Raw genomic sequence first — 22995 nt, forward strand, 5'->3', positions numbered from 1 at the left:
GGCCTTTTCGCATGTTTCGGGTCGCGTTTGCCGCGTTTGAGTGAAAGACATTGGCATGGCTACTCAAAAACAACTTTCCACACAGGCCTGGGCCGAGCTTTTGTTGCTGGGCCTGATCTGGGGCGCATCTTTCGTTTCCATCAGGATCGCGCTGGACACTGTACCTGTCATGACCTCGGTCCTGCATCGCGTCTTCTGGGCGATGCTGGCGCTTTGGGTTGTGGTTTGGGTTAAGGGGTTAAAGGTACCTTCTACCCCACGCATTTGGATTGCATTTGTTGTCATGGGAATACTGAACAACGCCATTCCGTTTTCTCTAATGGCATGGGGACAGTTGTATATCGAAACGGGGCTCACCTCGATCCTGAACGCAACAACGGCAATTTTTGGCGTTCTGGTCGCGGCGATATTTTTCAAAGACGAACAATTGACCCGTTCTCGCGCCCTTGGCGTCAGTCTGGGGTTCGTCGGAGTTGCGATCGCCATCGGGGTTCAGAGTTTCGCCAGCTTTGACCTGCAAAGCGCGGCGCAACTGGCAATCATCGCAGGCGCGATCTCATACGCTCTGGCCGGAGCTTGGGCGCGTGTCGCATTGTCCGGCCTGCACCCGGCAGTTGCCGCAGCCGGGATGCTGACGGGATCAACGCTGTTCATCTTGCCGATAACTCTGATCGTTGACGGTGTTCCAACGTTCGACCTGCCAGCCATTACTTGGGCAGCCATCGCCTATTACGCACTGATTGCAACCGCCGGAGCATACCTTTTGTACTACCGCGTTTTGGCAATGGCGGGCGCGGGCAATCTTTTGCTTGTAACGCTGGTTATCCCACCTGTGGCAATCGTTCTTGGCGCAATCCTGCGCGACGAAGCGCTACAACCACAGGCATTTCTTGGCTTTGCAGTGTTGGCTGTAGGACTATTGATCCTAAACCGGAACCGCGCATCTGATTGACGCCGCCCGCCACCCCAATTAGCAAGGTGCTAAAAGGGGATAGCAGACGATGATCTACAGCTCGGCAAAAGATTGGCGCGAGGCAGCGCGAAAGAAAGTGCTGTTTTTCGGCATGTCGGGCCTTGGGAAGACGTATGTGTCCAATATCTTGCGGGACTCGGGTGACTGGTTTCACTACTCGATCGACTACCGCATCGGTACACGCTACATGGGCGAGTACATCACCGACAATGCCAAGGCAGAAGCGATGAAAGTCCCCTTTTTGCGGGATCTTCTTCTGTCAGACTCGATCTATATCGGCTCTAACATCTCATTTGAGAACCTTACGCCGGTCGCTGCCTATCTGGGTAAGCCGGGCAACCCGGCGCTAGGAGGGCTTGAGCTAACCGAATACCGCCGCAGACAGGAACAGTTCAGACTGGCCGAAATTCATGCTCTGCTGGACACAGAATATTTCATCGACCGCGCCGAACGCCTGTATCAATACCCCAACTTCATCTGCGACACCGGCGGGTCAATCTGCGAATGGGTCGACCCCGACGACCCGCGTGATCAAGTTCTGTCCGAGCTTTCGCGGCAAACTTTGATGATATGGCTAAAAGGCGACGACGAGCACACCGCAGAGCTGGTCCGGCGCTTTGACAAGGCTCCCAAGCCGATGTCTTATCAGCCACAATTCCTGACTCAGGTTTGGGAGGAATATCTGGCCGAGCACGGCTGCTCGGGCTCTCAGGTGGACCCCGACGCATTTGTACGCTGGACTTACGCCCGCGCTCTTGCTCATCGTCAGCCCCGCTATCAAGCGATGGCCGACAACTGGGGAATAGCGGTCACTGCGGATGACATGCACAACGTCCGTGACGCTTCAGATTTCGACGAGTTGATCGAACGCACCCTTGAGGCCCGCCCAAACCACGCTTAATTACGGCTCTTACACTTAGTTTCCGAAGGCTTGCACCTGATGCCAATCAAGATCCCCTCCGACCTGCCTGCATTTGACGTTCTCACCAACGAGGGCGTCATGGTCATGGATGAGGATCAGGCGATGCGTCAGGACATTCGCCCCTTGCGGATTGGGTTGCTGAACCTGATGCCCAAGAAGATTCAGACGGAAAACCAGTTCGCCCGTCTGATCGGTGCGACCCCGCTGCAGATCGACCTGTCGCTGATCCGCATGACCGAGCATCGGACCAAAAACACCGCAGCCGAACACATGGCCGAGTTTTACCGTCCATTTCAGGAGATCAAGGATCAAAAGTTCGACGGCCTGATCATCACTGGCGCACCGATCGAACACCTTGAGTTTGAAGACGTGACCTATTGGGACGAGATCAGCGAGGTCTTTGACTGGACCCAGACGAACGTGCACTCGACCTTTGGCGTTTGCTGGGGCGGAATGGCGATGATCAACCACTTTCACGGCGTTCGGAAACACATACTGGATGCCAAGGCTTTTGGATGTTTCAGGCATCGCAATCTTGCGCCTGCATCGCCATTCCTGCGGGGGTTTTCGGATGATTGCGTGATCCCTGTCAGCCGCTGGACTGAGATGAAACAGGATGAGATCGACAGCGCTCGGGGTCTGACAACGCTGTTGGGCAGCGAAGACGTCGGCCCCTGCCTTGTCGAAGACCCTTCGCACCGCGCGATTTATATCTTCAATCACTTTGAATATGACAGCGACACGCTCAAGCAAGAATACGACCGCGACATCGCGAACGGCACGCCGATCAACGTACCCATGAATTACTATCCTGACGACGATCCAAGCCGAGATCCGCAAAACCGCTGGCGCAGTCATGCACACTTGCTCTACGGGAACTGGATCAACGAGATTTATCAATCGACCCCGTTCGATCTGGACGAAATTGGTCGTTAAGTCTGTCATAACCCTCGGCCTGTTTCTCTCTGGCCTGACCTTGCTGACCGCATGGCGCGTGTCGCAAAACGAAGCGAGCGCCGAGGCATCCTTCCCACCCGAAGGTGAAATCATTGATGTTGACGGCGTGCCAATCCATGCGGTGGTGATGGGCGAAGGTCCAGACGTCGTTCTGATCCATGGTTCAAGCGGCAACACGCGCGACATGACGTTCGCTCTTGCACCAATCTTGGCAAAGAACTTCCGCGTGATCGTCTTTGACCGACCGGGCCTTGGCTATAGCGGCAGCTTTAACCCCGACGGTGAAAGCATTGAAGAACAAGCCATAATTCTACAGAAGGCCGCTGCCAAACTTGGCGCAGACAAGCCCATTGTCGCCGGACAAAGCTATGGCGGATCCGTATCGCTTGCTTGGGCCGTCACCCGACCCGAGAACATCTCTGCACTGGTTCTGATCGCCCCGGCCGCCATCCCTTGGGAAACACCGCTGGATGGCTTCAACAGGCTTGCGTCTACATCGGCGGGTAACGCTCTGGCTTTGCCTTTGATCAGCGCGTTTGTGCCGGAATGGTATGTAGAAAAGACGCTTGATCAGGTGTTTGCTCCGCAATCCGCGCCCGAAGGGTATGCCCGTCACTTTGGCCCCGGCCTGACTATCCGTCGCTCGTCCATGCACGCAAATGCCAAGCAACGGGCCAATCTTCTGGAAGAAATCCGTGCCCTTCAACCGCAGTACAAAGACATATCGGTGCCAACTGAAATCGTACACGGAACAGCGGACGAAACTGTTGGTCTGGACTGGCATTCCCAGCGCCTGATTGAACAGATACCGGATGCGGAATTGATTGAATTGGCAGGGATCGGACATATGCCGCAGGTCGTTGCCGCACCCGAAGTGGCCACCGCCATTGAAAGGGCGGCACAAAGGGCAGGTTTGCGTTAATCTCTCGGCTAATCCATAGTAGAAATTGGATTTTATCGAGAGGTGACTTATGGCCCGATCCGCAAAAGGCTCCATCGAAAAATATTTCCGAAAAGAAGCCCCGAAAGAGGTCAGATCCTCAATCGAAAAGGCAAACAAGGATGACATCCTAAACCCCAGCTTTCCTTACGACGAACGAATGAAGCGTAAGGATTATGAAAAGCAGATGGAGGCGTTGCAGATCGAACTGGTCAAGATGCAATCGTGGGTGAAAGAGACCGGTGGAAGGGTCGCAATCATCTTTGAAGGCCGGGATGCTGCCGGAAAAGGCGGTACAATCAAACGCTTTCGCGAAAACCTTAATCCACGCGGAGCCCGCAACGTCGCACTTGGCAAGCCATCGGATCAAGAGCGCAGCCAGTGGTATTTTCAAAGGTACATCCCTCACCTACCCGCCGCGGGTGAAATCGTGTTCTTTGACCGAAGTTGGTACAACCGTGGCGTTGTTGAGAATGTATTTGGTTTTTGCACGTCAGATGAACGCGAAAGGTTCTTTCGTCAGGTCTTGCCGCTGGAAACTGGTTTCGTCAGCGACGGTATCCGACTATTCAAGTTTTGGCTGAACGTCGGGCGCGCCGAGCAGCTCAACCGGTTCTTGGCCCGTGAGACCGATCCGTTGAAGCAATGGAAACTCAGCCCGATAGATATTCAAGGTCTCAGCAAGTGGGATGAGTACTCGACCTCTATCGCTGAAACCCTGACACGCAGCCATTCGGCGCATTGCCCGTGGACAATCGTGCGCTCGGACGACAAGAAACGAGCGCGGCTTGCGGCCATTCAAACCGTCCTGCATGCCTTGGACTATGACGAGAAAAATCATGAAGCCATTGGCGAAATTGATACGAAAATCTGCGGCGGGCCTGAAATCTGGGAGTCCTGATGAATTTCACTCGTTTTCCGCGCCATAGATGTTGGACGAAACGCGCCGCTCGGATTATGTCAGAAGTCCAAGTATATGAACAACAAGGGCAAGTGATACAGGGATGACAAAACGCGGGTATCACCACGGCAACCTGAAGCAAGCCTTGATCGAGGCCGCGCTGTCCCTGATTGAAGAAAAAGGTCCGACCGGCTTTACCCTGTCCGAAGCGGCCAAGACAGCCGGCGTAACGCCAGCGGCCGTTTACCGGCATTTTCAGGGTCGCGAAGACCTGATCGCCGAGGCCGCGCGCCAAGGGTTCGAGATGTTCGCGGACTTGATGCAATACGCTTATGACAAGGGTCAGCCATCCGCTCTGGCCGCGTTCGAGGCAACAGGTCGCGCCTATCTTGCCTTTGCGCGCAAGCACCCCGGCCACTACATCGCAATGTTTGAAAGTGGTGTTTCCATCAACCGCACGCCGGAACTTTCATTGGCTGCCAACCGAGCGAAAAGTGTACTCGAGAAGGCCGCTGCGGATCTGTCCCAGCACATTCCCCCAGAGAAACGTCCGCCCGCGTCGATGTTCAGCGCGCATATCTGGGCCATGAGCCACGGCGTGGTCGAGCTGTACGCCAGAAACACTGGCGCAACTTCACCCTTTCCTCCCGAAGACCTTTTGGAATCCGGTATCGGGATCTATCTCAGGGGTCTTGGCCTGGTGCCGCAGGACGACTAGTCAGAATACGGTTCTGGGTTTTGGCATGCTAAGGCCCGAAGTCACGTTGATGAGGTCCATTTCGCCCATTCCCTTAATATCGACACGCCCCAGATCGGAAACCTGAAACTCGTCGATCAGAGCGAACTTCATCTCCTCGGGCGCAACGATATTCATTGGATTTGCAAAGACTTGCAACCGTGAGGCAATGTTAACAGCAGGTCCGAAAACGTCGTATACGTATTTCTGAATTCCCACGACCGAACCAACTGCCGGGCCCATTCCCAGCCCAATGCGGGCCTCCCATTTATGCGGGTGGCTCTCATTTCGTCGCTCAAGATAACGAAGGAACCTAACCGCGCAATGGGCGACAGCCGTCGCATGATCCGGGGTCGCATCGGGCATCCCGGAGACCGCCAGATATGCGTCCCCAATTGTCTTGATCCGTTCGCATCCAAACTGTTCGACGATCCGGTCAAAGGCGGTGAAAATGTCGTTCAACTCGCTAAGAGTAACAGTCGGGTCCGTTTTTGCCGCGAAATCCGTGAAACCGACAAAGTCCAGCATGACCACCGAGACCTGATCGTAAAGCTGCGGCGTCACAACGCCGAATGTCTTGAACTCCTCATATACCGCGCGCGGCATCAGGTTTAGCAGCAACCTTTCAACACGCTCTTTCTCGCGTTCCAGTTCGCGCGTGTTACGCTCGACCATTGTCGAGTAGCTGTCGATCATGCTTTCGAGTTCGCGAATGCGGGTAATGTTTTGACACTCAACGACCAATAGCTGCTCGTCCATGCCATTTGCCAAGGAAACCGCAGTCGCAAAAATCAATGTTCTACGCTTTGGCTTGATCTGCATTTCGACGGAATAGCGAAGGCCAGATTGCTTTACATCCTCCAGCTCGCGCTGATCCAGGCCGGGAAACACATCCAACAATGATTGCCCTTCGGACGGAGCGCCAAACCATTCGGCAAACGGGCCGTTGTAGAACACAAACCCAAGATCCGAAGCCCGCACAACGGCCACGCCCACTCCGATCGCGCGGAGCAGTTGCTCATTTATGGCCAGAATACTCATGCTGCGTTGCGCGTCACGATGATGGAACGCTTGGATTCAATTGCGCTGAGGGCAATCTTGATATGACCGTCCTCCATCCCGTGCATCTCCAGTGCCTGGCCGAACAGATCGGCCATCTCATCAAAGTCAGCATGAGATATGTTTAGATGCCGATGAACGGCCTCGATCCGCTCATCACTGAAGGACGCAGGCCCACCGACCAATGACGAAACAAACTTGGTTTGGTGATCAATTAGTCGAGGCATGTCTATGTCCTCGAAATGTCCTCCGATCTGGTCAGAATCCAAGGCCATCTCGTAGAACGTCATTACGATCCTGCTGATCGTTTTGAAGCCACCATATCGTTCGTAGATCGTCTGACTCATACCGAAAACCCAAGCGCCAACTGGAAATAACACTCAAACGTTATATCAAATTGACAGTTTTGTTAACGGTTATAGGGCGGGAACCCGTATTCCCCTAAATTTTGTGGGAAACGGCGCACGCCTAGACGCTAAGATCATCCGCGCATGGAATAAATCCGATATAGCCGCCCTGCTCTCGCAAACGCTTTTCGCCGCCCATTCGCCAGAACAGCTTGCGCCGCGCGGCCCGCAGTTCTCGGCGCACGCGAAACCACGTTGGCCCTTTGTCCAGGCCGGTGTTGGTTTTCGTGTCTTGAGATCGCTCGCTAACCTTTACATCTTCGTCAGTCTGGCCTTGCTGTTGCGACCAGATCATCTGGACGCCCACAGCCGGAAAACACTGAAACATGCGCCAATCCTCGCGCGGCAGCGAGATGAAGTCGTCCAAATGATCCGAATACGGCTCGGACCAGCTTAGCAGCCTGCGGCAAGCCGCCTGTGTGACAACATACGCAGCAGAGCTTGGGGCCATTTCAAGCATCGGCCGAACCGGCACATCTGCGATTGTGCGATGAGGTCCGAAACGCATTGATCTTGGGGAATAGTCGAGTTTCACCAGATCGCATTCCGACGCGGTCTCTAACACTTTGGACACCACGTGCCCTGCATTGACCGACAGCTCTACATCATCTTCAAAAATAGCGACCGAACGCAGGTTTTGCTGCACGACGGCGCGCCATACTGCGCGATGGCTTTCAAAACAGGCAACCTCGCTTTGTTTCAAACCCCAGCGGCTGCCTGTGCCCGGTACGTAGCCATTGTCGTCCAATGCGCCGGGAACCTGGCCGTCAACCGCGCTGAACCGTACTGCCCCGGGCAGACCGGTGTGGGCAAACTGTTCTTCCATGAATTCCCGCCGCGCTGGGACGCGGTCCAAATTTATGTAGAAGACACCTGTCTCCGGCGGCAATTCGTGATGCACCACGGCAATTCCTTTCCAGTCGCCTTGTCAAATAGACACCGCCGAAGGGGACATTCAACCGTCAACTGCGCCTAGATGATCTATCCAGCCTAGGGCAACCGGTCTAAGCTATCGTCAAACGACAAAAAACAGGGCTTTGTAAATGTCATCACATGGGTACTCCAGCGGACGCTTAAACCTGCCTTTCGTAGGCATTTCGACCTTTGGCAAATCACCCTACATCGAAAACTGGGACCAGATCGAGGCGGATGTGGCGATCCTTGGCGCTCCGTTCGACTTTGGCACCCAGTGGCGGTCCGGCGCTCGGTTTGGGCCGCGTGCAGTGCGCGAGGCATCGACCCTGTTCAGCTTTGGCCACGCCGGCGCATATGATCACGAGGATGACGCGACCTATCTGGATAGTTCCGTGCGGATGGTCGATATCGGCGATGCGGACATCATCCACACCAAGACCGAGGAAAGCCACGCCAATATCCAGTTCGGGGTCCAGAAGATTCTGAACGCAGGTGCCCTGCCCGTCACCATCGGCGGTGATCACTCGGTCAACATCCCCTGCATCAACGCCTTTGCCGATGAGTGTGCGAAGAATGGTCCGATCCATGTGGTTCAGATCGACGCGCATCTGGATTTCGTGGACGAACGGCATGGCGTTACCGCCGGGCACGGCAACCCGATGCGGCGCGCGATTGAGAAAGACTATGTCTCGGGAATGACCCAGTTGGGTATCCGCAACGTGTCCTCGACCGCGAAGGAAGGCTATGAGGATGCCCGCGCCCGAGGGTCTGACATTTTGTCAGTGCGGCAGGTTCGCAAACTGGGGACCGAGGGCGTTTTGGCGCGCATCCCCGAGGGCGCGCGATACTATGTGACGATCGATATCGACGCCTTTTGCCCCTCGATTGCGTCAGGCACCGGCACGCCCAGCCACGGGGGGTTTCTGTACTATGACGTGCTGGAAATCCTGCAAGGGCTGGCGCAGCGCGGCGACGTGGTGGGCATTGATCTGGTTGAGGTCGCGCCGAACTATGATCCGACCGAAAGCACGCAGATTCTGGCGGCACAGGTGTTGCTGAACTTTATAGGTTTCATCTTCCACGAACGCGGCAAGAGGGGCTAAGCGCCCCTCCTGCCTGTCCTGTTAAGCAATCGTGTTGTGTTCCGGCCCATAGGGGAAACCGGTGATGTTCTCGGCCCCGTCTTCCTCGACGACCAGAATGTCATGTTCGCGATATCCGCCCGCGCCGGGCTGACCTTCGGGTATCCACAGCATCGGCTCGATTGAAACGACCATGCCCGGTTCTAGCACCGTGTCGATATCCTCGCGTAGCTCCAGCCCCGCCTCACGCCCGTAGTAATGGCTGAGGACGCCGAACGAGTGGCCATAGCCAAAGGACCGGTATTGCAGCAGACCCTCATCCGCGAAGAAGCGGTTTATCTCAGCCGTGATGCCCGAGCAGGTCGCGCCGGGTTTGATCAGGCTCAGCCCCAGTTCGTGCGCGGCGACGTTGGCCTTCCAGATGCGCAGGCTGTCGGCGTCGGGTTCGCCCAGAAACAGGGTGCGTTCCAACGCGGTGTAATAGCCCGAGATCATTGGGAACGTGTTGAGCGACAGGATATCGCCCTTTTGCAGCGCCCTCTTGGTCACGGGGTTATGCGCTCCGTCGGTGTTCAGGCCGGATTGAAACCAAACCCAGGTATCGCGGTATTCAGCGTCGGGATAGGCGCGCGCAATCTCGGCCTCCATCGCGTCACGACCGGCCATGGCAATCTCAATCTCGGTCGCGCCCTCGCGGATGGCGGCGTGGATGGCGGCCCCGCCCACATCTGCGGTGTGCGCGCCGCCCTTAATCAGCGCGATTTCTTCTGCCGATTTCACCATCCGGGCGGCCATCGTTTCGGCGGCTACATCCACCAGTTCCGGCTGACCCAGCATCGCCAGCGCCTTATCACGTGCCGCAAGCGTCATGTGATCGTCCTCGATCCCGATCCGTTTCGCGCCACCGATCAGGCTGGCCACCGCGCGCCAGTAGTTGTCACGCTTCCAGTCGGTGTAGATCACGTTTTCCTCGACCGAGCGTCGCCACGGCTGCCCCGCGTCGATATTCGCCGACACCGTGGTGCAAGCATCCTGCGTCACCACACAGCCGTAAGGACGGCCAAAGGAGCAATACAGAAAGCCCGAGTAATAGGCGATATTGTGCATCGAGGTCAGCAGCACTGCCGGAATATCCCGCGCCGCCATCATCGCACGCAATCCCGTCAAGCGACGTTCGTATTCTGCCTTGCTGAATGGCAAAGGCGCCTTTTCACCATTGTGGCTGGTGAAGAACTCGGGGCGGTTTGTCAGGTCTGTCATCATGCTCTCTCCTGCAATGCCGGACGAAGGGTGCCCGGCCACAAGTCCCGGCGTTCAGGACAAGCGGCCTCGGGAACCGAGAGCCATGCGCCCGTTTGGATGTCACGACGCCATCGTGACCGGGCTACACAAGGGTACGGCTAAATCACACCGCCGCGCGCGTCAAGCGGGGGAAAGACCCCGCAGACGCTCGGACCGGCGGCGCAGCAATTCAACCGTGGTCAGCAGCGCGATTGAGATCACCACAAGGATCGTCGCCACCGCAAGAATGGTCGGGCTAATCTGTTCGCGCAGGCCAGTGAACATCTGCCACGGCAGCGTTTTTTGGCTTGCCGAGCCGACAAATAGCACCACGACCACCTCGTCAAACGAGGTGATAAAGGCGAACAACCCGCCCGATATCACCCCCGGCAGGATTAGTGGCATCTGGATCTTGAAGAAGGTCCGCACCGGCCCCGCCCCCATATTCGCCGCCGCGCGGGTCAGCGACTGGTCAAAGCCCACCAGCGTCGCTGTCACGGTGATGATCACAAACGGAATACCCAGAACCGCGTGGGCGAGGATGACCTTCACATATCCCACAAAGTTCTTGTCCATGCCCAGCGTGCCCTCAAGGAACCGGCCGATATCGCTGTAGAAAAAGAACATGCCAGTGGCCGAGATAATCAGCGGCACGATCATGGGTGAAATCAGGATTCCCATAATCGCCCGTTTTCCCGGAACATGGCTTTGACTTAGCCCGATGGCCGCCAGCGTACCTAGTGATACCGAGATAAACGTCGCAATCGGCGCGATGATCAGTGAGTTTTTGAAGCTGCGCTGCCATTCATTGTTGGTGAAGAAATCGCGGTAATGCTTGAGCGAATAGCCCTCGGGGTCCAGCCGCAGCATCTCGGGCGTAAAGGTAAAAAAGTCCTGCGCGTTAAACGACAGCGGAAGCACCACAAGGATCGGCGTGATCAGGAACACGAAGATCGCACCGCAGATCACCCGGAAGGTGTAATGCCAAAACACCTGTTGACCGGTCATATACGGCAGCAGTTTCCGCCGATAGCGGCCCTCATAAAGCCAGAAGATGAAGAAGGCGAAGAACCATCCCGCCAGCAGCCCGACAATCAGCCCGGTCAATCCTGCGAACAGCAGGCCAAGCCCACCTAGCCCAAGGATCGTGATCCAGCGGGCGGCGCGCTCGTTGTCCAGGACATTCATGTAGACCCAGGCCAGCCCCGCCATCAGCACGGCTCCGATCAGGATACCCAGCAGGACACTGCCCTGCCCGGCCCCGACGAACATGCCAAGGAACCCTCCGGCAATGGCCACTGCAGGCAGAACGACCGACATGGGTTTGCGGGATATTGGTGTAAGTGCTGCCATCGTCTTTATCCCAGCTTCACGTTGTCGATGCCCACGATCTTGTCATAGCACCAGTAGAGTAACAGAACGACCGCCAGCAGGATCGTGCCCAAGGCCGCCGCCAGCCCCCAGTTCAACGAGGACGAGATGTGGTACGCAATCCGGTTCGAGATGAAGACACCCTTGGTGCCGCCTACGATTTCCGGCGTGATGTAGTAGCCGATGGCGAGGATGAACACGAGGATCGAACCCGCCCCAATGCCCGGAATGGATTGCGGAAAGTAGATGCGCCAGAAGGTTGTCCAGTTCGTCGCGCCCATGGATTTGGCAGCGCGCGTATAGGAGTCAGGGATCGTCTGCATCACCGAATACATCGGCAGGATCATGAACGGCAGCAGGATATGCGTCATCGCGATGATCGTGCCAAATTGGTTATTGATGATCACAAGTCGCGCATCATCGGCCACCAACCCAAGCCAGACCAGCGTTTCATTGATCACACCTTGCTGTTGCAACATCACCTTCCACGCCGAGGTTCGCACCAGAAGTGACGTCCAGAAAGGTAACAAAACAAGGATCATCAACAGGTTCGACACGCGCATCGGCAGCGTCGCAAGCAGGTAGGACACCGGGTAAGCCAGCAGGATACAAGACGCCGTAATGATCAGCGACATCATCAGCGTGCGCCCAAACAGTTTGATCAGGATTTGCTTGTCTTCGGGCTGCGCCTGCGCGCCCTCAGGGGTGCGGCGCATGTCGATCGCATTCAGGAAATATCCGTTGGTGATGGGAACCGCATGCGTCTTGATCGTGCGCCAAGTCTCAACATCGCCCCAGCCATCGTGAATATCGATCAGCTTGTCTTTGAACGGGCCGTCCGTTTCCGGGTCCAGCTTTTTGATCTGACGACCAGATCGGCGGAACATCGAGGACATACCGGTTTGTTCATAGTTCAGACGCGACCCCAGACGGGTGTGCGTTTTTTGGTCGATCGCAGTGATCATGTCCTTGGTAAACGCAGCGTAAAGCGCCTCATCCGGAAGTTCACCGCTGTCGGCATCCCAATTGCGCAGCTCGACCACAGTCAATGGCAGCGTGTCGGCCACGATGCTGTTTTCGACCGAGCGGAACAGCATCGACATAATCGGGATCACAAAGGAAAGCAGGACAAACAGCAGCAGCGGCGCAATCAGGGCCAGCGCCCTCAGCTTGCGACGGCGCAAAGACCGCGCCAGAGATTTCTTCAGCGGGGTGCCATCTGCGGCCAGCATCGGACCGGATTGAGTTGCGTCAGTCATCTGCGTCCCTTGGTCTTTTTTGGTGGGTCAGGGCCAATGGCGGCCCCAACCGTTGACTTAAAGCAGGCTTATTGCGCCAGCCACGCCTGGAACTTGGCGTCGATATCGTCGCGGTAGTCAGCCCAGAACTCGTAGTTATACAGGAACGTGTTCTTGGCGTTCTCTGGGTCGGTCGGCATGTGCGGTGCCATGTCGATGCCCAGATCGGCGTGCTGACCCACCAACGGAGCCGACGAAGCACGGGCCGGACCGTACGAGATGTACTTGGCCTGATCCGCCAGACGCTGCGTGTCGGTGGCGAACATGATGTAGTCCAGCGCGCGCTGCTGACGCTCTTCGCTCAGACCCGCGGGAATGATCCAGCCGTCCAGATCGAACACCTGTGCGTCCCACAGCATGGCGACAGGCTGTTTCTGTTCTTCGATCACGCTGAACAGACGACCGTTGTAGGTCGAGCCCATGATGACCTCGCCATCGGCCAGCAACTGCGGCGTGTCAGCACCGGCCGACCACCAGACAACGCTGTCCTTGATGGTGCCCAGCTTGGCCAGCGCCTGATCCTGACCTTCCGGTGTTGCCAGAACATCATAGACGTCTTCTTTGGCAACGCCGTCACACAGCAGCGCCCATTCCATGTTGTTGATCGGACGCTTCTCAAGCGAGCGCTTACCCGGATAGTTTTCCAGATCGAAAACCGCGCAGATCTCGGTCGGAGGGTTATCGCCTACCAGATCAGTGCGGTAACCGAATGTGGTCGAATACACGATCTGCGGAATAAAGCAGTCGCTGACCAGAAGGTCGCCGAAATCTTCGGACGCCGGTGTGCCGTCCGGTGCGGCGGCAAGCTGGCTGTCAAAGTCGATTTCAAGCGCCAGACCTTCGTCGCACAGACGGATCGCATCCGCAGCAACAACGTCCACCACATCCCAGGTGATGTTGCCCGCTTCATTCATCGCGCGCAGCTTTGCGACCGCCTCGGCCGAGCTGTCATCATTCAGGATGGTGACTCCGGTCTTTTCCGAATAGGGCTCGTGATACGCTTTGAGCTGCGACTTGGAATACGCGCCGCCCCAGGAGACGATGGTCATCTCTTCGGCCATCGCGCCACCGGCAACGGCAGCAACCGCGCTTGCCATCAGAGTGGTTTTAACTTTCATGTTTAACTCCCTGTTATACCCGCTAAATTTAGGTTTCGAGACCGGATCACGGGGCAACCCGGCCAACTCTTGCCCCGCAACGGCGGGGTATTCATGCCTCAGGCGTCAAGCGCCCGGCAATCATGCGCCAGCCAGCCGATCTCGACCTCTTGGCCGGGGGACAACCTGACGGCATCCGGTGCGTTCCGAGTTTTGATGATGAAATCATCATTGCCCGCCACAGACAGACGGAACCGGAACACATCACCCATGTAGATGAACTCTTTTACTATCGCCTTCAGAGTGTGGGCATCGGCGTGCAGGCGATCTTTATTGAACTCAACACGCTCGGGCCGGATCGACACCTTTGTCCGTTCGCCCGCAGCGCTCACGTTCACTGGCTTGGCGTCGATTTCAGAGCCATCGTCCAAAGTGACCACGCACGAGTCCCCGTCTATCGATTTAACAACACCTTCCAATGTATTGTTTTCACCGATAAACTGAGCAACAAAGCTGTTTTCGGGTTCTTCGTACAGTAGATCCGGCGGCGCAAGTTGCTGAATGCGTCCGTCATCAAAAACGGCGACACGATCCGACATCGTCAACGCCTCGGTCTGGTCGTGCGTCACGTAAACCGTCGTAATCCCCAGCTCATGGGCCAGACGCGTGATTTCAAACTGCATGTGTTCGCGCAGCTGCTTGTCCAAAGCCCCCAGCGGTTCGTCCATCAAAACCAGCTCAGGCTCGAACACCAAGGCACGCGCTAGGGCGATGCGCTGCTGTTGACCACCGGACAACTGCGCAGGGCGGCGACTTCCGAACGCGCCCATCTGAACCATATCCAAGGCGCGCTTAACCTTTTCTTCGCGCTCATCCTTGCCAATCTTACGTACCTCCAACGGGAACGAAAGGTTCTCGGCGACTGTCATGTGCGGGAACAACGCATAGTTCTGAAAAACCATGCCAATACCACGCTTGTGAGGCGGGATGTTGTTGATCGGTCGCCCATCCAACATGATCTCGCCATGTGTCGCGGTTTCAAAACCGGCGAGCATCATCAAACACGTCGTTTTACCGGAACCCGACGGGCCCAGCATTGTGAGGAACTCCCCTTTTGGCATTGAAAGGTTTAAATCTTTTACGACGAGTATCTCGCCATCATAAGATTTCTGGACACGCTGAAATTCGACGAACGCTGCGTCATTAGTCATTACCAACTTGGCTCCCCTGTGCCGTCCTTGGTCGCCCGGTTTATCCGGATCTCAAAGACCTGTCCGGCCCATTTAAGGACATGCGGCACGCGTCGCGCAACCAAAATATGACGACCTGATAACAATGGCACAGTCACAAGCCTGATAATCAGGCGGAATTCAGGTGCCGCATGTGCCATGCAAGACTTTGATTGCTGGAGAGAACGGGCTTTTGCAACCGTTTCTGAATTTCGGGTATCGCATCAAAAGTTCTTATATTCGTACAGCTTATGAAAACAGCCTCAACTTGCGAATCAGACCCTAGCTTCAACGCGGCATCAACAATGGATTGCCGCGAAATACGAACGACCCTGGATTCCTGCGCCTCTCCGAATGAGCCAAAAACTTCCATCGACACCCCGTTTTCCGCGAACGCACGGCGTAGGGGCTCGTTCACTTCCTCGATATACGGCGACAGCAAGGCAAACTTGGAAACCCCCAATTCGGCCGCGCACGCAGAACCCGCACGAAGCGGATTCGTGACAACTGCCGCATCACAGCTTTTCTGCACCAGCCTCTCTACTTGCTTCGACCCGATCACAGAGCTCGCCGATGTGCACCCATAACCCACTACTCGGTACGGACGGACCTTTGGCAATAGATCCGCTGCTGCGGGAAGTGCCTGCTCCATCTCTGAAAGAGTATCGGTCGTGACTTTGCTTCCGCTCGGAATCCGGGAAACATAAATGGGATAACTGCGATCCGAGAAATACGCGCTGAACTCGGGCTCGATCGTCTCATCTGTCTGCAAGACGATCAAACCAAGCGGCGTGGATTGCGGATCATCCGCATCAAGTTCGTATGGTAAGTAACTCATATCAAATGCAACTCCGGCCCGGCGCGCGGACTGATAAATCGTGGTCCGTCCTCGTTGATCACGATGTTCTCCTCGTGCACCAATATCTTGTCGCCAACTGCGATACCGGGTTCAAGGGTCAACACCATACCGGACTCCAGCACCGTATCGTCACCAGGTATGAGGGATGGCCATTCCGTCAGTGACATTCCCAACCCATGCCCCAGCCGCCCTGCTCCGGTATCTCCACTTTTGCGTGAAAGAACCGAATTCATCGCGTGGTACAGGTCGCACGCGCGTGCGCCAGGGCGTGCGATCTCGAATGCGCGGTCAGACGCCTCGATCAGCGTGGCAAAGGCTGATTTTACCTCGTTGCTGGCCGGACCGATTGACCAGTTTCGGTCATAGTCACAAAAGTACCCGTCCCAAACCAACCCGGTGTCCAACATTAGGACGTCTCCGTCGGTCATTGCGGTATCACGCGCCGGAGAGATCACGTCAGTGTACCCTCCTTTTTCAGCCCCTCCTGCCAGATAAGGAACCCAATCCGCGCCTTCCTCAAGGCAAAGCATCTGAAACCGGCGAAAAACCGTGTCCAATGCCACGCCCGAGCCTGCAATCTCGGGGACACGCTGAAAGGCTCGTGCAGCAATCTGGCAAGCGGTTTCGATCTTTGCAATCTCGGCTGTGGATTTCACCATCCGCAATGAACGCAGAATTCCACTGTCGCCCGTAAGCCTTCGGTTTTCCATTGTATTTTGCAATCGGATAAAATCAGCAATTGGCATGCGCATATGCGTTTCATGACCATCTGGCTGACCGATATTTGCATCTGTTGGCGTAACCTCTCTCAATGTCTCGGCCAACAAGGTGATGCCATCATCCACAAGGTCCGGCGAACTCCAGGTGCGGATGTCGTCAATCCACGTTTGTCCCATCAGCGCCGCGCCAATCGAAGGAATGACGGCGATAGGTTTGCCAGATGCAGGCACGATCAGGAACCAAGGGCGCGTCGGGCTTTCCCAGAACCGAGTCAAATATCCAGTGAAGTAGCGAACTTCGGGCTCGGTCGTGAGTAGTAGCGCTGAAAGCCCCTGCTCGCTCATTAAACGCTGGGCGCGCTCAGTGCGCGCCGCGAATTCCGAAACCTCAACCCCCCTCATTCTGCAATCTCGGACAAAAAGCACAAAACGCGCGCCTCGGGCCCAATAGACAGTTCATTGCGCACGTCGGGATTCATGACCGCCGCGATCCCTGCCCCACCGGACGCTGTTGTCGCGATCCCTGCCTTGGCCATTGCCGAGAGATGGCGCAGAACTTCATCATCCGAAAGCGTCAGAAACTTATCCGCGTCTCGTGCCAGACCGTTAAGCGCGATCAGCGACGGCTCTTTGCAGTCAAGGCGACCCATCACGCTGTCCGGCCCATCGGCAAAAACACATGCGCCCGCCTCGATACTGGCTTGCAAAGCGGGTGCGGCCTCGGGCTCGACCACAATAATCTGAGGTGCATCTTTCCAAACATGGCGGACATAGGCGGCGACGGCCCCCGCCAGCCCGCCAACACCGGCCTGCAAGAAGATGTGCGTGGGTATCTGCGGGCATTGACGCACCGCCTCGGCCGCCATTTGCAGGTAACCTTCCATCAGGATGTGCGGCAGCTCATAATAACCGGGCCAAGAACTGTCAGACAGCAACGTCCACCCATTGTCCCGAGCGGCCTGCGCCGCAGCCTCCATACTGGCAGCATAGTCAGAACCCTGACGCACGACCCGAGCGTTTTGCGACCGTAAGCGATCCGCAAAGCTCTCAGGCACAGTTTCGGCGATGTAGACAACTGCACCAGCACCAAAAATCCGGGCACCGGCCGCAACACTCATTCCGTGATTACCCGCGCTGGCGGTCACATAGGTCCGGCCAGTCAAGGTCGTGTCGTCGGGCGTCTCGGACATATCCGCAGCATGGCGCGCAATCACATAAGCCGCGCCCAATGCCTTGAACGACCCCAGATTCATCCGCTCACGCTCATCCTTCACCCAGAGATTTGCGACATCGGCAAGGCCGCCAACCTCCCTCAGCGGCGTTTCGGCGGCAGCGGGGCATTGGTCCAGCAACGCGGCAACGCGCGCGGCATCGGTAGAGGGGAACGGCGCCTCTGGGATCAGCTTCTGACCACCGCGATAAGGGTTGGATGAAATCTTCAATGGCCCGCCTTTCCTGTGTTGCCCATTGACGTGACCGAATTCGTCAAGTTCTGTCAACAAGACTTCACACAAGACAGGAGCAGCCCATGGCCCACGCTGATCCGGCATTTACTCGGGCAGAGTATGATCGCCGCCTGACTAAGACGCGCAAGGCGATGGCAAAGGCTGGCCTGGACGCTTTGTTTGTCGAAGACCCCTCGAACATGGCGTGGCTGACAGGGTATGAGGGTTGGTCGTTCTATGTGCATCAAGGTGTCGTGGTTTTTCACGACGCTGATCCGATCTGGTGGGGTCGCAGTCAGGACGCGAACGGCGCACGCCGCACGGTCTGGATGACGAACGACCGCATTCATGGTTATGCGGACGAATACGTTCAGTCGACCATTCGTCACCCGATGCAGGACCTTGCCGCGCTGATGGCGGATTGCGGTCTTGTAAGCGGGCGTATCGGAGTCGAACTGGACAACTACTATTATTCGGCCAAGGCCCACCTGACCCTTCAGGCAGAGCTTCCCAACGCAGAACTGATTGATGCAAACGCGCTGGTCAACTGGCAGCGCGCGGTTAAATCCGACGAAGAGATTATATTGATGCGCAAGGCCGCACGCATCTCAGAGCATATCATCGACGGCGTTCTGGAGCGTGTGGAACCGGGGCTTAGGAAAAACGAATTGGTGGCCCAGATCTACAGCGACGCAATTCATGGTACCGACGGGAATTGGGGTGACTATGCGGCCATCGTGCCCTTGCTTCCCTCGGGGCCAGACGCGGCTGCCCCCCATCTCACGTGGGATGGCGCTCCGTTCAAGTCAGGAGAGTGCACGTTCTTTGAGCTCTCCGGCTGCTACCGCCGGTATCACACGCCTTTCTGCCGGTCGGTGTTCCTTGGTCAGCCACCCGATCACCTTTTGCGGGCCGAAGCTGCGCTGGTTGAGGGGCTAGAAGCAGGATTGGATGCGGCCCGCGCAGGTAATCAGGCCCGCGATATCGCCCTTGCGTTGGCCGCGCCGCTGGAACGCGCCGGGATCAAGCGCGGCGCACGGTGCGGTTATCCTGTCGGTCTCAGCTATCCGCCAGATTGGGGCGAGCGCACCATTTCCCTGCGACCCGAAGATGAAACCGTTCTTGAACCCGGCATGACCTTCCATTTCATGCCCGGCCTTTGGATGGACGACTGGGGGCTTGAGATCACCGAGTCCATCCTGATCACCGATTCCGGGCCAGCAGAGTGCTTCTGCGACCGCCCCCGCAAACTGTTCGTAAAACCATGACATTGCAAAGAACCAAAGAAATCCTGTCCAACCTGATCGCGTTTGAAACGGTTTCAGCGGACAGCAATCTTGAGATCATCCACTATTTGACCGACTTTCTTGAGGCACTGGGCGCGCGGTGTATTCAGACACAGGACGCGACCGGCGCAAAGGCCAATATCTTTGCCACGCTTGGGCCAGAGATGGATGGCGGCATTGTCTTGTCCGGTCATACGGATGTTGTTCCGGTGGCCGATCAGGACTGGACCAGCGATCCGTTCCAGATGGTCGAGCGTGACGGCAAACTGTTTGGGCGCGGCACCTGCGACATGAAAGGGTTCATCGCGGCAGCCTTGGCTTTTGCGGAAACTATTGACGCGAAACAGTTGACCCAACCGCTGCATTTCTCATTCACTTATGACGAGGAAACCGGGTGTCTTGGCGCGCGCAATCTGGTGGATGACCTGTCTGAACGCGGCATCGTCCCGGACATCGCCATCATTGGTGAACCAACAGAGATGCGCGTGATCGAGGGACACAAAGGGTGCTATGAATACACCACGTCCTTTGTCGGGTTGGAAGGGCACAGTTCGGCACCGGACGATGGGGTGAACGCGGCTGAGTATGCGGCCCGCTACATCGGGAAACTGCTGGAATTACGCCAAATCCTGAAATCCCGCGCGCCATCCGGCAGCCCGTTTGAACCACCTTGGACAACAGTGAATATCGGGCGGATTTCCGGTGGGGTCGCGCACAATGTGATCGCCAGCAAAGCCGAGGTTGCCTGGGAAATGCGGCCCGTTCAATCCAGCGATGCGGATCTGGTCAAGCGCGCTCTGTCCGACTACGTGGAACACACGTTATTGCCCGAAATGCAGGCCGTGCACAGCGCCGCCACTATTACCCAACAGGCCGTCGCCGAAGTTGCCGGCCTTGAGCCGATGGACAAAAACGCAGCCCGAGACCTTGTGGCCGAACTGACCGGAGCGAACGGCACGGGCGTCGTCTCATTCGCGACCGAAGCGGGGCTGTTTCAACAGCTTGGGGTTCAGGCGATTGTCTGCGGGCCGGGATCAATCACTCAGGCCCATAAAGCAGACGAATATGTCGAGATTGAACAGCTTGAGCTTTGCTGCCGGATGCTCGACCGCTTGGGGCGTCGAATGACCGCCTAGCCTTCGCCATGAGAACGATCATACGCTGATCGCGCAGGTTGGACATGCGCTTCGCGCGCGTCTTGCCCCGGATCGAACACCTCGATCAGCAACGGATAGCAGGCCGCAGCGTCCGAGGAATGTTCGGACGAACAATCCCCTCCCGGACAGGCCGAAAGCCCGACGATCAGATCAATCTCGGCGTAGAATTCCAGATAGTCGCCGGGGCGCACTGGGCTGGCCTTCATGAAATACTGCCCGGTGTCCCGCGTGAAACCCGTGCACATGAACACATTCAGAACGTCGTGCACATACATTTCCGCCTCATGAAGCGGCAGGTCGCAATGGCCAGCCAGAGCCCGCGTCAGGTTCGAGTGGCAGCAATAGTGATAGTCGTCACCAGACAGAAGGCGGCCGGTATAGGGGTCACAGCGCGTTCCGATCACGTCATGAACGGACCCTCCGAATTCATCGAACCCGTACCAGTCCAAAGTGTCGCTTACGATGGTGGCCATCGGGCGCATGTTGGGAAAGCTGGACCACATGCGATCACCGGTCGACAAATGCGTTCCGTGCAGGGCGCGGGTTTTGCCGGAATAGAAGCGTTCGGACAGGTCGTGTTTGTTCCACATATTCAGGTCGCCGACCTGTGGGCCGTCGATCGAAACAACCCGAACGAACGCACCAGCAGGCACATCAATGCAGGCAGCATCCCGAGGGGCGGCGGTCACCTCAGCCGTCTTGGACGCCTGTTGCCTGAGCACACTCAACGCATCCAGATCGGGTTGCGGCAACGTGTCTGGCGAATAGCAGATGACCGGAGGGATAGTTTTGCGCTGGTTCGCGTCTGATGGCGCCCTGAAATGCGGGTTCTTCAACTTCACGGGCACACTCCCTTCCCTGTATCAGCCCAGATTTAGCGCATTACAAACGGGTTCGCCATCGGCTCTTGCGCGGTGCTGATCCAAGTTGTTTTGGTCCGCGTGTAATCCAGAACCGCCTCGACCCCGGCCTCACGCCCATAGCCGGATTGGTTGAACCCGCCAAATGGCGCGATGGGAGAGATTGCGCGATACGTATTGACCCAGCAAATCCCAGCCCTGATCCGCTTGGAAACCCTGTGCGCCCGCGCAAGGTTCTGGGTGAACACACCCGACCCAAGCCCGTAGGGTGTGGCATTGGCCAGTGCAATCGCCTCATCCTCGGTATCAAACGGCAACAGAGACATCACAGGGCCAAACATCTCGACCTTCAGGGTTTCCGTTTCGGGCGAGCTGCACTGGACCAGCGTCGGATTCATGTAGTTCCCCGGCCTGTCTGCGGTTTCCCCACCGAACCGGATCACCGCACCCTGCCCGCGTGCGGTGGCCAGCGTCTCTTGGATTTTGAGAACCTGAGCCCTAGTACATAGCGGGCCAACATGCGTGTCACCATGCAAAGGATCACCCACCCGAATGGCGTGGGATTTTTCCTCGATCCGCTCTATCAGCGACTCCAGTATGGGCCGATGCGCCAACCCTCGCGTTCCCGCAACGCAGCTTTGACCTGACGCGCCGAAATTACCGGCAATCAAGCCGTTCGCCGCCCCATCCAAATCCGCATCCTCAAACACCAGAATCGGGGATTTACCGCCCAGTTCCAAAGAGGTGACCGCGAAATTCTCTGCCGAGTTTCGCACGACATGGCGCGCGGTTTCCGGCCCACCTGTGAAAGCGATGCGATCCACATCGGGGTGGCGCGTCAGGGGAATTGCGCAATTCTCGGCATCCCCGGTAATGACCGACACAACACCCGGCGGGAAACCGGCCTCGTCGATCAGACGAGCGAATTCCAACATCGGGGCCGGCGCGATTTCCGAGGCTTTGAGAACAACGGCGCACCCAGCCGCAAGAGCGGGGCCAAGTTTTGTCGCTGTTAGGAACATCTGCGCGTTCCACGGCACGATCGCCGCAACCACACCTATCGGTTCACGAGTCGTAAACACGTGCATGTCCGGTTTGTCGATTGGCAAAACAGTCCCTTCGACCTTATCCGCCAACCCAGCGAAATACCGGTAGTAATCCGCGACATACCCTGTTTGGGCCGCAGTTTCTGCCAGCAATTTGCCGCTGTCGGTTGTCTCAAGCTCGGCCAGACGCGAGGCGTTTTCTGCAACCAGATCAGCCAGCCGATACAGCAGCTTCCCCCGAGCGGTAGCTGACAGATCGCGCCACAACGGATCGTCCAAGGCGCGTTTAGCAGCCGCGACAGCGCGATCAACATCCTCGGGCGCGGCACAGGCAAAGGTCGCCCAACCCTGACCGGTGGCGGGATTTTCAGACGTCATGACCTGTGATGACGCGCCTTCGGTCCGGCTGCCATCAATGAAAAGCTGAAAGTGCGGCAAGTTACCCATCGTGATCC

Annotated in this window: 22 protein-coding genes; 9 read left to right on the top strand and 13 right to left on the bottom strand. The window is 56.9% G+C overall.

Features of this window, described 5'->3' with window-relative positions; translation table 11 throughout:
• The first annotated feature begins 55 nt into the window (after positions 1-55).
• From ACR0LH_RS05230 to ACR0LH_RS05255, 6 genes are all read left to right on the top strand, one after another.
• Entirely contained in the window at positions 56-952 is an 897-nt protein-coding gene (locus ACR0LH_RS05230; protein ID WP_480719940.1) for a DMT family transporter, read from the top strand.
• A 49-nt stretch (positions 953-1001) separates the two neighbouring features.
• Positions 1002-1874, top strand: a complete 873-nt coding sequence (locus ACR0LH_RS05235) for an ATPase (protein WP_170549747.1) — start codon at positions 1002-1004, stop codon at positions 1872-1874.
• Between the two features lie 39 nt (positions 1875-1913).
• Entirely contained in the window at positions 1914-2831 is a 918-nt protein-coding gene (gene metA / locus ACR0LH_RS05240; RefSeq protein ID WP_480719942.1) for a homoserine O-acetyltransferase MetA, read from the top strand.
• Positions 2821-3774 carry an alpha/beta fold hydrolase gene (locus ACR0LH_RS05245; RefSeq protein WP_480719944.1) on the top strand — a complete coding sequence of 318 codons (954 nt, stop codon included), beginning with the start codon at positions 2821-2823 and terminating at the stop codon, positions 3772-3774. Before metA ends, ACR0LH_RS05245 begins: the two co-directional genes overlap by 11 nt.
• Positions 3775-3823: 49 nt before the next feature.
• Positions 3824-4693 carry a polyphosphate kinase 2 gene (gene ppk2 / locus ACR0LH_RS05250; protein WP_170482157.1) on the top strand — a complete coding sequence of 290 codons (870 nt, stop codon included), beginning with the start codon at positions 3824-3826 and terminating at the stop codon, positions 4691-4693.
• A 103-nt stretch (positions 4694-4796) separates the two neighbouring features.
• Positions 4797-5411, top strand: coding sequence for a TetR/AcrR family transcriptional regulator (locus ACR0LH_RS05255; protein ID WP_170384099.1), 615 nt, complete (start codon positions 4797-4799; stop codon positions 5409-5411).
• Here ACR0LH_RS05255 and ACR0LH_RS05260 read toward each other — a convergent pair whose 3' ends face one another.
• The 3 genes from ACR0LH_RS05260 to ACR0LH_RS05270 form a co-directional block, all read right to left on the bottom strand.
• Positions 5412-6470 (bottom strand): adenylate/guanylate cyclase domain-containing protein, encoded by a 1059-nt coding sequence (locus ACR0LH_RS05260; protein ID WP_170384096.1) that lies wholly within the window; start codon positions 6468-6470, stop codon positions 5412-5414.
• A complete protein-coding gene (locus tag ACR0LH_RS05265; RefSeq protein ID WP_170482160.1) occupies positions 6467-6835 on the bottom strand; it encodes a group I truncated hemoglobin in 369 nt (122 codons plus the stop codon). The genes ACR0LH_RS05260 and ACR0LH_RS05265 overlap by 4 nt, the downstream gene beginning before the upstream one ends.
• Before the next feature lie 121 nt (positions 6836-6956).
• Entirely contained in the window at positions 6957-7799 is an 843-nt protein-coding gene (locus tag ACR0LH_RS05270; protein WP_480719946.1) for a glycosyltransferase family 25 protein, read from the bottom strand.
• A gap of 139 nt (positions 7800-7938) precedes the next feature.
• On the opposite strand from ACR0LH_RS05270, the gene speB reads away from it, so the two are divergent.
• The gene (gene speB, locus ACR0LH_RS05275; RefSeq protein WP_480719947.1) at positions 7939-8913 is read left to right on the top strand and encodes an agmatinase; all 975 of its coding nucleotides are present in this window, start codon (positions 7939-7941) and stop codon (positions 8911-8913) included.
• 21 nt (positions 8914-8934) lie between these two features.
• On the opposite strand, the gene ACR0LH_RS05280 is transcribed toward speB, so the two are convergent.
• The 8 genes from ACR0LH_RS05280 to ACR0LH_RS05315 all read right to left on the bottom strand — a co-directional run bounded on the left by ACR0LH_RS05280 (position 8935) and on the right by ACR0LH_RS05315 (position 18188).
• Complete coding sequence (locus tag ACR0LH_RS05280; RefSeq protein ID WP_480719948.1) at positions 8935-10152, bottom strand: aminopeptidase P family protein; 1218 nt, start codon at positions 10150-10152, stop codon at positions 8935-8937.
• Positions 10153-10314: 162 nt separating this feature from the next.
• Positions 10315-11526, bottom strand: coding sequence for an ABC transporter permease (locus ACR0LH_RS05285; protein ID WP_170384086.1), 1212 nt, complete (start codon positions 11524-11526; stop codon positions 10315-10317).
• 5 nt (positions 11527-11531) lie between these two features.
• The gene (locus ACR0LH_RS05290; protein ID WP_170384083.1) at positions 11532-12803 is read right to left on the bottom strand and encodes an ABC transporter permease; all 1272 of its coding nucleotides are present in this window, start codon (positions 12801-12803) and stop codon (positions 11532-11534) included.
• Between the two features lie 68 nt (positions 12804-12871).
• Positions 12872-13960 (bottom strand): extracellular solute-binding protein, encoded by a 1089-nt coding sequence (locus ACR0LH_RS05295; protein ID WP_170384081.1) that lies wholly within the window; start codon positions 13958-13960, stop codon positions 12872-12874.
• A gap of 98 nt (positions 13961-14058) precedes the next feature.
• Positions 14059-15150, bottom strand: coding sequence for an ABC transporter ATP-binding protein (locus tag ACR0LH_RS05300; protein ID WP_480719950.1), 1092 nt, complete (start codon positions 15148-15150; stop codon positions 14059-14061).
• 148 nt (positions 15151-15298) lie between these two features.
• Complete coding sequence (locus ACR0LH_RS05305; RefSeq protein ID WP_170803415.1) at positions 15299-16006, bottom strand: aspartate racemase/maleate isomerase family protein; 708 nt, start codon at positions 16004-16006, stop codon at positions 15299-15301.
• On the bottom strand, positions 16003-17148 hold the full coding sequence (locus tag ACR0LH_RS05310) for a M24 family metallopeptidase (RefSeq protein ID WP_480719951.1): 1146 nt from the start codon (positions 17146-17148) through the stop codon (positions 16003-16005). The genes ACR0LH_RS05305 and ACR0LH_RS05310 overlap by 4 nt, the downstream gene beginning before the upstream one ends.
• Entirely contained in the window at positions 17145-18188 is a 1044-nt protein-coding gene (locus tag ACR0LH_RS05315) for a pyridoxal-phosphate dependent enzyme (RefSeq protein WP_480720683.1), read from the bottom strand. Before ACR0LH_RS05315 ends, ACR0LH_RS05310 begins: the two co-directional genes overlap by 4 nt.
• Before the next feature lie 86 nt (positions 18189-18274).
• Between ACR0LH_RS05315 and doeA the strand changes: the two genes are divergently transcribed.
• On the top strand, positions 18275-19459 hold the full coding sequence (doeA, locus tag ACR0LH_RS05320) for an ectoine hydrolase DoeA (RefSeq protein WP_480719953.1): 1185 nt from the start codon (positions 18275-18277) through the stop codon (positions 19457-19459).
• Positions 19456-20613 carry an acetylornithine deacetylase gene (gene argE, locus ACR0LH_RS05325; RefSeq protein WP_480719955.1) on the top strand — a complete coding sequence of 386 codons (1158 nt, stop codon included), beginning with the start codon at positions 19456-19458 and terminating at the stop codon, positions 20611-20613. Before doeA ends, argE begins: the two co-directional genes overlap by 4 nt.
• Here the strand turns inward: argE and ACR0LH_RS05330 are convergent.
• Both ACR0LH_RS05330 and ACR0LH_RS05335 read right to left on the bottom strand, forming a co-directional pair.
• On the bottom strand, positions 20610-21476 hold the full coding sequence (locus ACR0LH_RS05330) for an urea carboxylase-associated family protein (protein ID WP_480719956.1): 867 nt from the start codon (positions 21474-21476) through the stop codon (positions 20610-20612). The genes argE and ACR0LH_RS05330 overlap by 4 nt on opposite strands.
• Before the next feature lie 32 nt (positions 21477-21508).
• On the bottom strand, positions 21509-22987 hold the full coding sequence (locus tag ACR0LH_RS05335) for an aldehyde dehydrogenase (RefSeq protein ID WP_480719958.1): 1479 nt from the start codon (positions 22985-22987) through the stop codon (positions 21509-21511).
• Positions 22988-22995: the final 8 nt, after the last annotated feature.

Source organism: Ruegeria sp. CL6, assembly GCF_056536465.1.